Below are 13,981 nucleotides of genomic sequence, written 5' to 3' on the forward strand. Positions count from 1 at the left end.
AGTTCCGTGGCCCTCAACATCGCGGACCTCTTCGAGCATGCAGTCGACGCCTTTTCCGACCGGATCGCGATCGCGTGCGGCGACCGCGCGGCGACCTTCGCCGATCTGGAGGGGCGTGCCAACCAACTTGCCCATCACCTGGCCGAACAGGGCATCGGGCGCGGCGACCACATCGGGCTCTACAGCCGCAACTCCATCGAGGCCATCGAGACCCTGCTCGCCGCGTACAAACTGCGCGCGGTGACCGTCAACGTGAACTACCGGTACGTCGAGAACGAGTTGCGATACCTGTTCGACAACGCGGACCTCGTCGCCGTCGTCCACGAGCGGCGCTACTCCGACCGGGTGGCCGCGGTCCTGCCCGGCACCCCCGGGGTGCGGCACACGATCGTCATCGACGACGGCACCGACCTGCGCAGCGACAGCACCGGGTACGAGGCGGCGCTCGCCGCCCGGTCGACCGCGCGGGACTTCGGCGAACGCAGCCCCGACGACCTCTACATCCTCTTCACCGGCGGCACCACCGGCTACCCGAAGGGCGTGATGTGGCGGCACGAGGACGTGTGGCGCACCCTCGGCGGCGGCATCGACTTCTACACCGGTGAGGCGCTGCCAGACGAGTGGGCGCAGTCGCGGCGCGGCCGCGAGACCGGCGGCATGACCCGGTTGCCGTGCGCGCCGCTGATCCACGGCGCCGCCCAGTGGGCGACGCTGCCCGCGCTGTTCTCCGGGGACACCGTGGTGCTGCTGCCGCAGTTCGATCCGCACGAGGTGTGGAAGGCGATCGACCGGCACCAGGTCAAGGTCGTCACGATCGTCGGCGACGCGATGGCGCGGCCGCTGCTCGCCGCCTACCAGGAGGGCGGCTACGACGCCTCGTCGGTGATCGCGTTCTCCAGCCACGCCGCGCTGTTCTCGCCGTCGGTGAAGGAACAGATCCTCGAGGCGCTGCCGAACGCGGTCATCACCGACGCCATCGGCTCGTCGGAGAGCGGGTTTCAGGGCATGGGCGTCATCCTGAAGGGCAGCAAGCCGAGCACCGGCGGGCCGAGGGTGAACGGCGGCCCGAAGACCGTCGTGATCGACGAGGACAACCGCCCGGTCGCGCCGGGGGAGACCGGCAGGCTCGCGCGCGGCGGGCACGTGCCGATCGGCTACTACAAGGACCCGGAGAAGACCGCGTCGATCTTCGTCGAGGTCGGCGGCGAACGGTACGTCGTCGCGGGCGACTACGCCCGGCTCGAGGAGGACGGCACGATCACCTTGCTCGGCAGGGGCAACGTCTCGATCAACACCGGCGGGGAGAAGGTGTTCCCCGAGGAGGTCGAGGCCGCGCTGAAGTCGCACCCGGACGTGTTCGACGCGCTCGTCGTCGGGGTGCGCGACGAGCGGCTCGGGCAGCGGGTCGCCGCGCTCGTGCAGCCGTGGGCGGGCCGCGCGGTCGACTTCGCGGCGCTCGACGCGCACGTGCGGGAACAGCTCGCGGGCTACAAGACACCGCGCAGCATCTGGGTCGTCGAGCAGGTCGGCCGCGCACCGAGCGGCAAACCCGACTACCGCTGGGCGAAGACCTACACCGAGGAGCACGAACCCATGTGGAAGGCGGCCAATGTCGGGGTCTGAGGCGCTGTGCGAACGGCTGGGCATCCAGCACCCGATCTTCGGGTTCACCCCGTCCGAGCACGTGGCCGCGGCCATCAGCCGGGCGGGCGGGCTCGGCGTGCTCGGCTGCGTGCGGTTCAACGATCCGGCCGACCTCGACACCGCACTGTCCTTCATGGACGAGAACACCGGCGGCCGCCCGTACGGGGTGGACATCGTGATGCCCGCGAGGATCCCGACCGAGGGCACGCAGAAGGACCTGTCCGCGCTGGTGCCCGAGGGGCACAGGGAGTTCGTCGAACGGACGCTGCTCAGGCTCGGTGTGCCGCCCCTGTCCGGCGCGTCCGCCGGTGACGCCGGGGTACTCGGCTGGCTGCACTCGGTCGCACGGGCGCACGTGGACATCGCGCTGCGGCACCGGATCTCGTTGATAGCCAACGCGCTCGGCTCACCGCCGGTGGACGTCATCGAGCGTGCGCACGCGGCCGGGGTGCCGGTCGCGGCGCTCGCGGGCACCGCGGCACACGCCAGGCGACATGTCGACAACGGGGTGGACATCGTGGTGGCGCAGGGCTACGAGGCGGGCGGGCACACCGGTGAGATCGCGTCGATGGTGCTGGTGCCCGAGGTCGTCGACGCGGTCGGCGACCGGGTGCCGGTGCTCGCGGCCGGTGGCATCGGCAGCGGCAGGCAGGTGCTCGCGGCACACGCGCTCGGGGCGGCGGGCGTGTGGATGGGCTCCTACTGGCTCACCACCGCCGAGTACCAGCTGGGGGAGAGCGCGATCCAGACGGCGCTCGTGCGGGCCACCTCCAGTGACACGGTCCGGTCGCGGATCTACACCGGCAAACCCGCGCGGCTGCTGAAGAACAAGTGGACACAGGCGTGGGCGGAACCGGACGCGCCGGAACCGCTGCCGATGCCGCTGCAGAACATGCTCGTCGGGGAGGCGCACCAGCGGATGTCGAAGGGCGGCGACCCGGACGTGGTCGCGATGCCCGTCGGGCAGATCGTGGGCCGGATGAACGAGGTCCGCCCGGTCGCGGAGGTGATGGCGAGCCTGCTGGCCGAGATCGAGGAGGCGCGCGCCAGACTGAAGGCGTGAGCATCAGGACGCTTTCTTCGCGGATCGTGTACGCCAACCCGTGGCTGACGCTGCGGGAGGACGAGATCGAGCACGCGGACGGGACCCGCGGCATCTACTCGGTGATCGACAAACCGGACTTCGCGCTGGTCATCCCGTTCGAGAACGACGGGTTCCACCTGGTCGAGGAGTACCGGTACCCGCTGCGCGAACGCCGCTGGTGCTTCCCGCAGGGCGCGTTCCCGCAGGGGGTCACGGGCACCCCGGAGGAGCTGGCGGCCGCCGAACTGGGTGAGGAGACCGGGTTCACCGCCGCGCGGCTGGCGCGGCTCGGCCACCTCAACGGTGCGCACGGCATCACCGGGCAGAGCTACCACGTGTTCCTGGCGACGGACCTGACGCCGGGCCCGCCGCGGCGGGAGGTCACCGAGCAGGACATGCGGCAGGAGTGGTTCCCGCGTGCCGAGGTGGAGCGGATGATGCGCGACGGGGTGATCACCGACGACTCGTCGCTGGCCGCGTACCTGCTGTTCACCCTGGTGGGTGGGACGTGAGGCAGCTGTCGTCACGGTTGGTGTACGTGAACCAGTGGCTGTCGCTGCGGGAGGACCAGGTTTCGCGGGCCGACGGGTCGCGGGGGATCTACTCGGTGGTCGACACGTCGGACTTCGCGCTGGTCATGCCGCTGGAGAAGGACGGGTTCCACCTGGTCGAGCAGTACCGGTACCCGGTGGGGGCGCGGTCGTGGGAGTTCCCGTCCGGCGCGTTCCCGGCCGGGGTGACCGGGACCGTCGAGGAGCTGGCGGCCGCCGAACTGCGGGAGGAGACCGGGTTCACGGCGGGGCGGCTGGAGCCGATCGGGTACCTGAACCCGTCGAACGGCATCTCCGGGGTGGGTTGTCACGTGTTCCTGGCGACGGACCTGACGCCGGGCCCGCCGCAGCGGGAGATCACCGAGCAGGACATGCGGCAGGAGTGGTTCCCGCGTGCCGAGGTGGAGCGGATGCTGCGCGACGGGGTGATCACGGACGGCCCGTCGATCGCGGCGTACCTGCTGCTCGGCCTGCGGTGAGACTGCCCTGAAAGGCGCGTTCAGGGCAGTCAGCGCCCGCAACGCGCCTTTCAGGGCACCGGCCGGTCAGCCGCTCTTGCGGCGGAAGGTCCGCTTGGCGGCCGCGGGGCCCTGGGCGTTGTCCACCTTGGAGCGGGCGTCCGCGTGCTCCTGGCCCTTGCGGTTCTGCGCCTGCTTGCGCTCCAGGGCCGCGCGGAATGCGGCCTTCACATCCTGCTGCTGGGGCTCTTCCGCCTCAGCCGGCTCGGGAGCGGGCGCGGGTTCCGGTGTGTCAGGCATGGGCTCAGGGTCGCACGGACCGGGCGCCCCAGTCGAGCCGGATTGGGTCGCACGACGCGGTCAGCGGTTCGAACATCAGTTCGCGGCCTGGGCGCCACCACACGGTGTCCGGGGTGCGCCAGCGTTGCGCCGACAGTGTCCGCTTCAGCACCTTGTAGGTGGCGGTGCGCGGGAGCCGCGCCGTGATGCGGATGAACCTCGGGACCTGCTTCGGGCTCAGGTCGGTCTGGGCCGCCAGGAAGGCCGCGTACTCGTCCGGGTCGAACTCGCCCCGGACCACCAGGGCGGCCATCACCTGGTCGCCCGTCGATTCGTCCGGGACGGCGTAGACGGCGGCCTCGCTCACCGACGGGTGGCGGAGCAGGATCTGTTCGATCGGCCTCGCGCCCAGGTTCTCACCGTCCACGCGTAGCCACTCCGAGGTGCGGCCCACGAAGAACAGGAAGTCGTTCTCGTCGCGGTAGACCAGGTCGCCGCTCCAGAACCTGCCGTCGCGCAGCCGTTCCGCGTCCGCGGCCGAGTCCTTGTAGTAGCCGGCGAACTGGCCGATGCCGCTCGTGTTCACCAGCTCGCCCACCTCGCCGGGCGGGCACGGCGCACCCGAGGGGTCCAGCACCGCAAGGCCGCCTTCCAGATGGCCGAGGGAGCCCGGCGGTGTTCCCGGTGGCCGGGGCACCACGATGCCGCCCTCCGTGGAGCCGTACGCGTCCACCACCTGGCAGCCGAACCTGGTCGCGAACGCCTCGACGTCCCGCGGGTTGGCCTCGTTGCCGAACATCACCCTCAGCGGGTTGTCCGCGTCGTCCGGCTTCCCGGGGGTCGACAGCACGTAGGACAGCGGTTTCCCGACGTAGTTGGCGTAGGTCACCGCGTAGTCCCGCACGTCGGTCAGGAAGCCGGACGCCGAGAACCGGCGTCGCAGTGCGATCCGCGCGCCTGCCGCCAGGCCGACAGCCCAGCCCGCGATGATCGAGTTCGAGTGGAACATCGGCATCGAGACGTAGGTGGTGTCGCCTCGGCCGAGGTCGTACCGGCAGGCCAGCATCGCGCCGGGGCCCGCGATCTTGCCGTGGGTGCAGCGCACCGCCTTCGGGTCGCCGCTGGTGCCGGACGTGAAGATTAGCATCAGCAGGTCGTCCGGCGCGGCGGGCACGGTCTCGAGTGGTGAGTACTGGTGGCGGTACGCGATGACGTGCCACGCCGCCGAGTCGACGTCCAGTACCCGGGCGCCGATGTCCAGGCCCTGCAACAGTTCCACGTACCGGCTGTCGGTCAGCACGACCTGGCAGTCGGTCAGCCGGATGTCGCGCACCAGCGCCTCGCCGCGCCTGCTGGTGTTGAGCCCGACGAGCACCGCGCCCGCGAGCGCGGCGCCACCGAGCAGGAACGAGAACTCCGGCACGTTGTCCATCAGCACGCCGACGTGGAACGGGCCGGGCCGCCGCAGCGACCGGAGCAGGGCGGCGCGGTCCGCGCACTCCTGCAGGTGCTCCGCCCACGTCCACTCCCGGTCCTCGAACACGAGACCGGGGTTCGCATCGTCCGCGCGTGCGAGCAGCAGCTCGGTGACGGTGGGGATCTGCTCCCCCTGCGCGGTCATGCGAAACCTCCTCAGGCCGGCTCCTCGGCCAGTGCGTTACCGATGCGGCGCAGTTGCGTGGTGGCGCCGCCAAGACTGAACTCGATGCGTTTCGTGGCCACAAAATATCGGTGCAACGGGTAGTCCACGTCAATACCCACTCCGCCGTGAATGTGTACCGCGGCATGGGCTATGCGGTGGCCGCCATCGGCGGCCCAGAACTTCGCGGTCGCTATCTCGTTGTGGGCAGCGAGATTTTTGGACACTCGCCAAGCAGCCTGCCACAGTGTCAGGCGGATCGCCTCCGCGTCGATGTAACAGTCGGCGAGTCGCTGTCCCACTGCCTGAAATGTCGCGATCGGGCGATCAAATTGCACTCTGCTGGTTGCATACGTGGCCGTCATCTGCAGACATTCGGCGGAAACACCTGCCTGGAGTGCGCACAGGCCGACCGTGCCGCGATTCGCGAGCCACTCGACGACCGCCGCGCCACCGCCTGGCTCGCCGAGCACGCGGTCGTCGCCGAGAACGACGTCGTCGAGTTCGAGCAATCCCTCGGCGTCGCCGTCGACGATCTCCTGGCGCCGCACGGTCACGCCGGAATCCTTTGGAGTGATAAGGAACACAGTCAGACCGAGCGCCGTTTCCGCCGGTACGAGAAACAGATTCGCGACAGTTCCGGCCTGCACGGCGACCTTCGAACCGTGCAGATGCCATGTTGCAGATGCACTTGCACGCTCGGCGGTGGTCGTCGGCCGCGCCGGGTCGTCACCGACCTCTTCGGACAGAGCGGCGGTGAGCACCAGCTCACCCGTCGCGGCGGGCATCGCCCAGGTGGCGCGCTGCTCGCCGGTGCCGAACTCGACGAGCGCCGACGCCGCCTGCACGATCGAGCACAGGTAGGGCACGGGTGCGACCGCGCGGCCGAGTTCGACGAGCACCCCGCACTGTTCGAGCAGCCCGAGCCCGCTGCCGCCGACCGGCTCCGGCAGCGCGGCGGCCAGCACGCCCGCCTTCGCCAGCTCCGTCCACAGTGCACGGTCGAACCGGTCGCCGCCCGCCTCGACCTCGGCGAGCCGGGCCGGGGTGGCGTGGTCGGCCAGGATCGTCCTGGTCAGCTCCGCGAGGTCGGCGAACTCGTCACCGAAGGAGAAATCCATGGCTCACCTCTTCGCAGGGGGCAGGCCGAGTCCGACCGCTGCCACGATGTCGCGTTGCACCTCGTTGGTCCCGCCGCCGAACGTCAGGATCAGCGACGCCCGGTGCATCCGCTCGACCCGGCCGCGCAGCACCGCGCCGGGTGAGCCCGCCCGCACGTACGCCTGCGGGCCGAGTACCTCCATCAGCAGCCGGTATGCCTCGGTCGCGAACTCGGTGCCGAACACCTTGGTCGCGGACGCGTCGGCCGGGCTGAGTCCCCGCTCGACCCCCCACGCGATCTTCCAGTTCACCAGCTTCAGGAACTCGGCCTTGGCGTACACGCGGGCCAGGTGGATCCGCACCCACTCCTGGTCGATCACCCGCCTGCCGTCGGGCAGTTTCGTGGCCTGCGCCCACTCCCGCACCTCGCGCAGCGCCTCGCGGACCGGCGCGGACGACGTCAGCGCGACCCGCTCGTGGTTGAGCTGGTTGGTGATCAGCGGCCAGCCGCGGTTCACCTCGCCGACGAGCGCGTCGGCGGGCACCCGGACGTCTTCGTAGTAGGTAGCGCTCGTGGTCGGCCCGGAGACCGTGCGGACCGGTGTCCACGAGAAACCGTGCGCGTCGGTCGGGACGATCAGGATCGACAGGCCCTTGTGCTTGGGCGCGTCCGGGTCGGTGCGGCACGCGAGCCACACGTAGTCGGCGTAGGAGATCAGCGACGTCCACATCTTCTGGCCGTTGACCACCCAGTCGTCGCCGTCGCGCACGGCGCGCGTGCGCAGCGACGCGAGGTCGGTGCCTGCCTCCGGTTCGGAGTAGCCGATCGCGAAGTGCAGCTCCCCGGCGGCGATGCGGGGCAGGTAGAACCGCTTCTGTTTCTCGGTCCCGAACCGCATGATCGTCGGGCCGACCGTGTTGATCGTCAGGAACGGGACGGGTGCCCCGGCGACCGCCGCCTCGTCGGTGAAGACGAGCTGGTCGATCATGGGCCGGGCCTGTCCGCCGTACTCCGCCGGCCAGCCGAGCACGAGCCAGCCGTCGGCCCCCATCTGCCGCACGACCTCCTTGTACACCGCGCCGTCCCCGTAGTCGCCGCCACCGGCGAGCGCCGCGCGTCGTTCGGGGGTCATCAGCTCGGCGAAGTACGCCCGCAGCTCGCGCCGCAGTGCCTCCTGCTCCGGGGTGTACGCGATGTGCATCCGGACTCCTCGGCTACTAGAACACGTTCTAAGAATGTACTAGAGTCCTGGCCAAACGAGGAGGTCCGGCAATGAAGGCGGCGGTACTCAACCAGATCGGGGACACCGAACTCGAGCTGCGGGACGACGTGACGACGACCGACGTCGGGCCTGCGGAGATCCGGATCCGGGTGCGTGCCACCGGCGTGTGCCACAGCGACATCTCCGCGATGGACGGCACGCTGCCCGCGCTCGCACCGGGCATCCTCGGCCACGAGGGCGCGGGCGAGGTCGTCGAGATCGGCGGCGCGGTCGACCAGTTCGCGGTCGGCGACCACGCGGTGCTCACGTTCGTGCCGCCGTGCGGCACCTGCGTCAACTGCGTCGGCGGCAGGCCGCACCTGTGCGCGATCCACTCGATCGCCGCGTTCATGAACCCGAGGTTCGTGGTCGGCGGCAATCCGGCCTTCGGCTACGCGGGCACCGGCACGTTCGCCGAGGAGCTGGTCGTCCCGGCCGCAGGCGCGGTGCAGATCGGCGCCGACATCCCGTTCGAGATCGCGGCGCTGGTGGCGTGCGGCGTGATGACCGGCGTCGGCGCCGTGCTGAACACCGCGAAGGTGACCCCCGGCTCGACGGTGCTGGTGCTCGGCTGCGGCGGCGTCGGCATCTCCGTGATCCAGGGCGCGCGGCTGTCCGGCGCGGCGCAGATCGTCGCGGTCGACCCGGTGGTGGACAAGCACGAGATCGCCAGGCACTTCGGCGCCACGCACGCCGTCACCCCGGAGCAGGTCGCCGGGCTGCACCAGTCGCTGACCGGGAGCCAGGGCTGGGACTACGCCTTCGACGTGGTCGGCGCACCGCCGACGATCCGGTCCGCGTGGGACAACGCGCGCCGCGGCGGCACGGTCGTCGTGGTCGGCGCCGGTCGTGCGGACGCGATGGTGCGGTTCAGCGCGCAGGAGCTGTTCCTGCACGACAAGCGGCTGCTCGGCTCGTTCTACGGCGGCGCCGACGTGCGCCGCGACTACCCGATGCTGCTGAGGCTCTGGCAGGCCGGGAAGCTCGACCTCGACGGCATGATCACCAAACGGATCAAGCTCGACGAGATCAACGACGCCCTGCGGGCGCTGCGGGACGGCGCCAACGTCATCCGGCAGATCGTCACGTACTGACATGGGGGCGCTCGACGGGAAGGTCGCGATCGTCACCGGTGCCGGCGCCGGGCTGGGGCGGGCAGAGGCGCTCGCGCTCGCCCGCGCAGGCGCGGACCTCGTGGTCAACGACGTGGCCGACACCGATGTGGTCGCCGAGATCGAGGCGCTGGGCGGCAAGGCGCTGCTCGTGCGCGGCGACGTGTCCGACGCGGACACCGCGAAGGCGCTGACCGCCGCGGCGGTCGACCGGTTCGGCGGACTGCACGTGGTCGTGAACAACGCGGGCGTGCTGCGTGACCGGATGCTGTTCAACATGTCCGACGAGGAGTGGGACCTGGTGATCCGGGTCCACCTGCGCGGCCACTTCCTCCTGTCCCGCAACGCGGCCGCGTACTGGCGCGGGCACGCGAAGGCGAACGGCGGCACCACCTACGGGCGCGTGGTCAACACCGCGTCGGAGGCGTTCCTGTTCGGTTCCGAAGGCCAGCCGAACTACGCCGCGGCCAAGGCGGGCATCACCGCGCTCACCCTCGCCACCGCTCGCGGCCTCGCGAAGTACGGGGTGCGTGCCAACGCGATCTGCCCGAGGGCACGCACCGCGATGACGGCGGCGGTGTTCGGTGCCGCCCCGGCGGGTGTGGATCCCCTGTCCCCGGACCACGTCGCGCCGCTCGTCGCCTACCTCGCCTCACCTGCCGCCGAGAGGATCAGCGGGCAGGTGTTCGTCGTGTACGGCGGCATGGTCGCGCTGCTCGCGCCGCCGACCGTGGAAGCGCGCTTCGACAATCCACAGTGGACGTCGGAGGCGCTGGACACCGCCCTCGGCGCCTACTTCGCCGACCGCGACCAGAAGAAGACGTTCGCCGCCACAGAGCTGATGTCGCTCGAGGAGGAGCAGCAATGACTGGGTCAACGGCACTGAGCTTGGTCGCCCGCCGGGACGAGGTCGGTCTCAGGGACGGGCAGCTGCTGATCGACGGGACGTGGCGGCCCGCCGCGGCCGGCGAGACGTGGACGCACACCCATCCGGCGACCGGCGAGGCCATCGGCGAGATCGCGGTCGCCGGGCCGTCCGATGTGGACGAGGCGGTCCTGGCCGCGCGCCGGGCGTTCGACGACGGCCGCTGGTCGAACACCCGCGCGGGCGAGCGGGTGAAGGCACTGCACCGGTACGCGGACCTCCTGCGTGAGCACGCCGACGAGCTGCGTGGCCTGCAGGCACTGGACAACGGCGTGCCGCTGTCGTTCGGACCGGTGTACGCGACGTCGGTCGGTGCCGCCGCGGACGTGTTCGACCACCACGCCGGCTGGATCGACAAGATCGGCGGGCAGACACTCACCCCGTACCAGGGCGGCGACCACCTCGCGATGACCTTCCGCGAGCCGATCGGCGTGGTCGCGGCGATCCTGCCGTGGAACGGGCCGTTCCTGCTGTACGCGCAGAAGCTCGGCCCCGCGCTCGCGGCCGGGTGCACGGTCGTGCTGAAGCCGTCCGAGTACGCCACGTTCTGCGTGCTGCGCATGGTCGAGCTGCTCGCCGAGGCCGGCATCCCGGACGGGGTGGTCAACGTGGTCACCGGCCCCGGCGACCCGACCGGCCAGGCGCTGATCACGCACCCGCTCGTCGACAAGGTCAGCTTCACCGGCAGCCGCGGCGTCGGCAAACGGATCGTCGCCGCGTCGGCCGACACGCTCAAACGGGTGTCGCTCGAACTCGGCGGCAAGAGCCCGACGCTGGTGTTCCCCGACGCGCCGGACATCGGTCTCGCCGCGATGACCACCATGGGCACCGTCACCATGGGGCTGTCCGGGCAGGCCTGTGTCGCACACACCCGCGCGCTGGTCCACCGGGACGTCTACGACCAGTTCCTCGGCGCCGCCGAGATGATGGCGGGCGCGATCACCTACGGCGACCCGTTCGAGGCGTCCACACTGGCGAGCCCGCTCATCAACACCAAACAGCTCGACCACGTCATGGGTCTCATCGCCCGCGGCAAGGAACAGGGCGCGCGGGTCGTGTGCGGCGGCGAGCGGGTCGAGGGCGACCTCGCGGCTGGCAACTTCGTGCGGCCGACGATCTTCGCCGACGTCGACAACGGCATGGACATCGCCAGGCAGGAGGTGTTCGGGCCGGTCCTCGCGGTGATCCCGTTCGAGACCGAGGACGAGGCCGTCGCGATCGCCAACGACACCGAGTACGGCCTGGGCGCCGGGCTCTACACGACCGACGGGCGCAGGGCGTTCCGGCTCGCGCGCCGCCTGCGGGCGGGCACGGTCGGCATCAACGGCTTCCAGGTCGAGCCGCACCTGCCCTTCGGCGGTTTCAAGCAGTCCGGGCTCGGGCGCGAGGGCGGGCAGAGCGCGTTCGAGGCGTACACCGAGCTGAAGACGGTCCTGATGCCGCTCGGCGACGAGTTGATGTGACATGGGGCGACTGACCGGAAAGGTCGCGCTGGTCACGGGTGCGGCCGGTGGGCAGGGCGCGGCCGCGGCGCGCCGGTTCACCGAGGAGGGCGCGCGGGTCGTCGTCGCGGACGTGAACGACGAGGCCGGCAAGGAGTTCGCCGCCGAGATCGGCGCGCACTACCTGCATCTGGACGTGTCGCAGGAAGACGAGTGGAGGGCCGCGGCCGCCGAGGCGGTCGAGGTGTACGGGCCACCGAACGTGCTCGTGAACAACGCGGGCATCCTGCACTTCGCACTGCTCACCGATACCGCGCTCGCGGACTACATGCGCGTGATCCAGGTGAACCAGGTCGGCACGTTCCTCGGCATGCGGACCGTCGCGCCGCTGATGGTCGAGGCCGGTGGCGGATCCATCGTCAACGTGTCCTCTGTGGAGGGTCTGGCGGCGACCCCGGCCCTGACCGCCTACACCGCCAGCAAGTTCGCGGTGCGGGGCATGACGAAGGTGGCGGCGCTGGAGCTGGCGCGCAAAGGGGTGCGGGTGAACTCCATCCACCCCGGCGCGATCGAGACCGGCCTGCTGCCGGCCGCGCTCGGCGGGCAGCCCGTCGACCTGACCTATGTCGGCAAGCGGGTGCCGATGCGCAGGGTGGGCCAGCCGCCGGAGATCGCCGAGCTGGTGCTGTTCCTGGCGAGCGACGAGAGCTCCTACTGCACGGGTGCCGAGTTCGTCGCGGACGGAGGTGTGACCGCGGCCCATTCCTTGTCGAGTTTCGGGTAACCGCAACGGTTCTGGGTCGTTGTACCTCATGGGTGATGGCACATGGGCAATGAGGCTGGAGTGCGTCCCCCGCCTGTGCGTGCGCTCGCCCAGGTGGGGCGGATGTCGACCCTCGCGTGGGAGGTCGTCAGGTACACGCCGCGGCGGCCGTTCCAGTGGCGTGAGCTGATCCAGCAGTGCTGGTTCTTCGCGAGCGTCACGATCCTGCCGACGGCACTCGTGTCCATCCCGTTCGGCGCGGTCATCGCGTTGCAGCTCGGGTCGCTGACACAGCAGATCGGCGCGCAGTCGTTCACCGGCGCGGCCAGCGCGCTCGCGATCGTGCAGCAGGCGTCGCCGCTGATCACCGCGCTGCTGGTGGCCGGGGCCGGTGGGTCGGCCATGTGCGCGGACATCGGGTCGAGGACGATCCGCGAGGAGATCGACGCGCTCGAAGTCCTCGGTGTGTCACCGGTCCAGCGGCTGATCGTGCCGAGGGTGCTCGGCATGACGATCGTCGCGGTGCTCCTCAACGGGCTCGTCAGCGTCGTCGGTGTCGCGGGCGGCTACTTCTTCAACGTGGTCATGCAGGGTGGCACGCCGGGTGCGTACCTGGCGTCGTTCAACGCGCTCGCACAGCTGCCGGACCTGTGGATCAGTGAGATCAAGGCCGTGCTGTACGGGTTCGTCGCGGGGATCGTCGCCGCCTACCGGGGACTCAACCCGGGCCGGGGACCGAAGGGGGTCGGCGACGCGGTGAACCAGACGGTCGTGATCACGTTCCTGCTGCTGTTCCTGATCAACGTGGTGCTCACGGGCATCTACCTGCAGGTCGTCCCGCCGAAGGGCATGTGAGCGGAATGGCCACAGTGGACATTCCGCCGAAGGTGCCGCGACGGCTGGTGGTCGTCGCCACCCAGCCCGCGGACGGCCTCGCCGCGCTGGGCAGGCAGCTCGCGTTCTACGTCCGTGTCCTCGCGTGGGTGCCGCGCACGCTCGCGCACTACCCGCGCGAGATCCTGCGCCTGCTGTCGGACGTGTTCTTCGGTTCCGGCGCGCTCGCGGTCATCGGCGGCACGCTCGGCGTGATGATCGGCATGACCGTGTTCACCGGCCTGATCGTCGGCCTGCAGGGGTACTCGGCGCTCAACCAGCTCGGCACGTCCGCGCTCACCGGGTTCATCGCCGCGTACTTCGACACCCGCGAGGTCGCGCCGCTGGCCGCCGGGCTCGCGCTGTCGGCCACGGTCGGCTGCGGGTTCACCGCACAGCTGGGCGCGATGCGGATCTCCGAGGAGATCGACGCGCTCGAGGTGATGGCGGTGCCGTCGCTGCCCTACCTCGTGACCACGCGCGTGATCGCGGCGGTCGCGGCCGTGATCCCTCTGTACCTGGTGGGTCTGCTGTCGTCGTACGTGGCGTCCCGGCAGGTGACCGTGTGGTTCTACGGGCAGTCCGCTGGCACGTACGACCACTACTTCCACCTCTTCCTGCCGCCGGAGGACGTGCTGTGGTCGTTCCTCAAGGTGATCGTGTTCAGCGTCGTCGTGATCCTCGTGCACTGCTACTACGGCTACACCGCGTCCGGCGGCCCGGCCGGGGTCGGGGTGGCCGTGGGTAGGGCGGTGCGGGCGGCGATCGTGGTGCAGATGCTGCTGGACTTCTTCCTGTCGCTCGCCATCTGGGGCGCGACCACGACAGTGCGGCTGGCTGGGTGATGC

Annotated in this window: 14 protein-coding genes; 10 read left to right on the top strand and 4 right to left on the bottom strand. The window is 70.5% G+C overall.

The genetic code is table 11. From position 1 onward, the window contains the following. Window positions 1–6: 6 nt before the first annotated feature. Genes ACFPCV_RS09295 through ACFPCV_RS09310 form a run of 4 tightly spaced genes read left to right on the top strand, consistent with a single transcriptional unit; the run spans window position 7 to window position 3,758 of the window. Window positions 7–1,623: an acyl-CoA synthetase gene (locus ACFPCV_RS09295; protein WP_378055636.1), complete on the top strand. Its 1,617-nt coding sequence runs from the start codon at window positions 7–9 to the stop codon at window positions 1,621–1,623. Next, window positions 1,610–2,707, top strand: coding sequence for an NAD(P)H-dependent flavin oxidoreductase (locus tag ACFPCV_RS09300; protein ID WP_378055637.1), 1,098 nt, complete (start codon window positions 1,610–1,612; stop codon window positions 2,705–2,707). Before ACFPCV_RS09295 ends, ACFPCV_RS09300 begins: the two co-directional genes overlap by 14 nt. After that, on the top strand, window positions 2,704–3,240 hold the full coding sequence (locus tag ACFPCV_RS09305; protein WP_378055638.1) for an NUDIX domain-containing protein: 537 nt from the start codon (window positions 2,704–2,706) through the stop codon (window positions 3,238–3,240). The genes ACFPCV_RS09300 and ACFPCV_RS09305 overlap by 4 nt, the downstream gene beginning before the upstream one ends. Next, complete coding sequence (locus ACFPCV_RS09310; protein ID WP_378055639.1) at window positions 3,237–3,758, top strand: NUDIX domain-containing protein; 522 nt, start codon at window positions 3,237–3,239, stop codon at window positions 3,756–3,758. Before ACFPCV_RS09305 ends, ACFPCV_RS09310 begins: the two co-directional genes overlap by 4 nt. 66 nt (window positions 3,759–3,824) lie before the next feature. On the opposite strand, the gene ACFPCV_RS09315 is transcribed toward ACFPCV_RS09310, so the two are convergent. The 4 genes from ACFPCV_RS09315 to ACFPCV_RS09330 are packed head-to-tail and all read right to left on the bottom strand — an operon-like array spanning window position 3,825 to window position 7,958. Continuing rightward, window positions 3,825–4,037 carry a DUF5302 domain-containing protein gene (locus tag ACFPCV_RS09315; RefSeq protein ID WP_378055640.1) on the bottom strand — a complete coding sequence of 71 codons (213 nt, stop codon included), beginning with the start codon at window positions 4,035–4,037 and terminating at the stop codon, window positions 3,825–3,827. Between the two features lie 4 nt (window positions 4,038–4,041). Beyond that, window positions 4,042–5,637: a long-chain-fatty-acid--CoA ligase gene (locus ACFPCV_RS09320; protein WP_378055641.1), complete on the bottom strand. Its 1,596-nt coding sequence runs from the start codon at window positions 5,635–5,637 to the stop codon at window positions 4,042–4,044. A gap of 11 nt (window positions 5,638–5,648) precedes the next feature. After that, entirely contained in the window at window positions 5,649–6,776 is a 1,128-nt protein-coding gene (locus ACFPCV_RS09325; protein ID WP_378055642.1) for an acyl-CoA dehydrogenase family protein, read from the bottom strand. Window positions 6,777–6,779: 3 nt separating this feature from the next. Further along, window positions 6,780–7,958, bottom strand: a complete 1,179-nt coding sequence (locus ACFPCV_RS09330; protein WP_378055643.1) for an acyl-CoA dehydrogenase family protein — start codon at window positions 7,956–7,958, stop codon at window positions 6,780–6,782. 71 nt (window positions 7,959–8,029) lie between these two features. Here ACFPCV_RS09330 and ACFPCV_RS09335 point away from each other — a divergent pair, with 71 nt between their 5' ends. The 6 genes from ACFPCV_RS09335 to ACFPCV_RS09360 are packed head-to-tail and all read left to right on the top strand — an operon-like array spanning window position 8,030 to window position 13,978. Next, the gene (locus ACFPCV_RS09335) at window positions 8,030–9,112 is read left to right on the top strand and encodes a Zn-dependent alcohol dehydrogenase (RefSeq protein ID WP_378055644.1); all 1,083 of its coding nucleotides are present in this window, start codon (window positions 8,030–8,032) and stop codon (window positions 9,110–9,112) included. A gap of 1 nt (window position 9,113) precedes the next feature. After that, the gene (locus ACFPCV_RS09340) at window positions 9,114–9,998 is read left to right on the top strand and encodes a 3-oxoacyl-ACP reductase (protein ID WP_378055645.1); all 885 of its coding nucleotides are present in this window, start codon (window positions 9,114–9,116) and stop codon (window positions 9,996–9,998) included. After that, a complete protein-coding gene (locus ACFPCV_RS09345; protein ID WP_378055646.1) occupies window positions 9,995–11,518 on the top strand; it encodes an aldehyde dehydrogenase family protein in 1,524 nt (507 codons plus the stop codon). Before ACFPCV_RS09340 ends, ACFPCV_RS09345 begins: the two co-directional genes overlap by 4 nt. Before the next feature lies 1 nt (window position 11,519). Then, window positions 11,520–12,281: a glucose 1-dehydrogenase gene (locus ACFPCV_RS09350; protein ID WP_378055647.1), complete on the top strand. Its 762-nt coding sequence runs from the start codon at window positions 11,520–11,522 to the stop codon at window positions 12,279–12,281. A 42-nt stretch (window positions 12,282–12,323) separates the two neighbouring features. Then, on the top strand, window positions 12,324–13,115 hold the full coding sequence (locus ACFPCV_RS09355) for an MlaE family ABC transporter permease (RefSeq protein ID WP_378055648.1): 792 nt from the start codon (window positions 12,324–12,326) through the stop codon (window positions 13,113–13,115). A 5-nt stretch (window positions 13,116–13,120) separates the two neighbouring features. Then, window positions 13,121–13,978, top strand: coding sequence for an MlaE family ABC transporter permease (locus ACFPCV_RS09360; RefSeq protein ID WP_378055649.1), 858 nt, complete (start codon window positions 13,121–13,123; stop codon window positions 13,976–13,978). The last annotated feature ends 3 nt before the right edge of the window (window positions 13,979–13,981 follow it).

Origin of the sequence: Actinophytocola glycyrrhizae, assembly GCF_042653545.1 — a bacterium.
Lineage (GTDB): Bacteria > Actinomycetota > Actinomycetes > Mycobacteriales > Pseudonocardiaceae > Actinophytocola > Actinophytocola glycyrrhizae.

Coding starts and splice junctions, on each gene's coding strand:
- ACFPCV_RS09300 (WP_378055637.1), top strand. CDS start 1,610: ATGTCGGGGTCTGAGGCGCTGTGCGAACGGCTGGGCATCCAGCACCCG.
- ACFPCV_RS09315 (WP_378055640.1), bottom strand. CDS start 4,037: ATGCCTGACACACCGGAACCCGCGCCCGCTCCCGAGCCGGCTGAGGCG.
- ACFPCV_RS09320 (WP_378055641.1), bottom strand. CDS start 5,637: ATGACCGCGCAGGGGGAGCAGATCCCCACCGTCACCGAGCTGCTGCTC.
- ACFPCV_RS09325 (WP_378055642.1), bottom strand. CDS start 6,776: ATGGATTTCTCCTTCGGTGACGAGTTCGCCGACCTCGCGGAGCTGACC.
- ACFPCV_RS09330 (WP_378055643.1), bottom strand. CDS start 7,958: ATGCACATCGCGTACACCCCGGAGCAGGAGGCACTGCGGCGCGAGCTG.
- ACFPCV_RS09335 (WP_378055644.1), top strand. CDS start 8,030: ATGAAGGCGGCGGTACTCAACCAGATCGGGGACACCGAACTCGAGCTG.
- ACFPCV_RS09340 (WP_378055645.1), top strand. CDS start 9,114: ATGGGGGCGCTCGACGGGAAGGTCGCGATCGTCACCGGTGCCGGCGCC.
- ACFPCV_RS09345 (WP_378055646.1), top strand. CDS start 9,995: ATGACTGGGTCAACGGCACTGAGCTTGGTCGCCCGCCGGGACGAGGTC.
- ACFPCV_RS09350 (WP_378055647.1), top strand. CDS start 11,520: ATGGGGCGACTGACCGGAAAGGTCGCGCTGGTCACGGGTGCGGCCGGT.
- ACFPCV_RS09355 (WP_378055648.1), top strand. CDS start 12,324: ATGGGCAATGAGGCTGGAGTGCGTCCCCCGCCTGTGCGTGCGCTCGCC.
- ACFPCV_RS09360 (WP_378055649.1), top strand. CDS start 13,121: ATGGCCACAGTGGACATTCCGCCGAAGGTGCCGCGACGGCTGGTGGTC.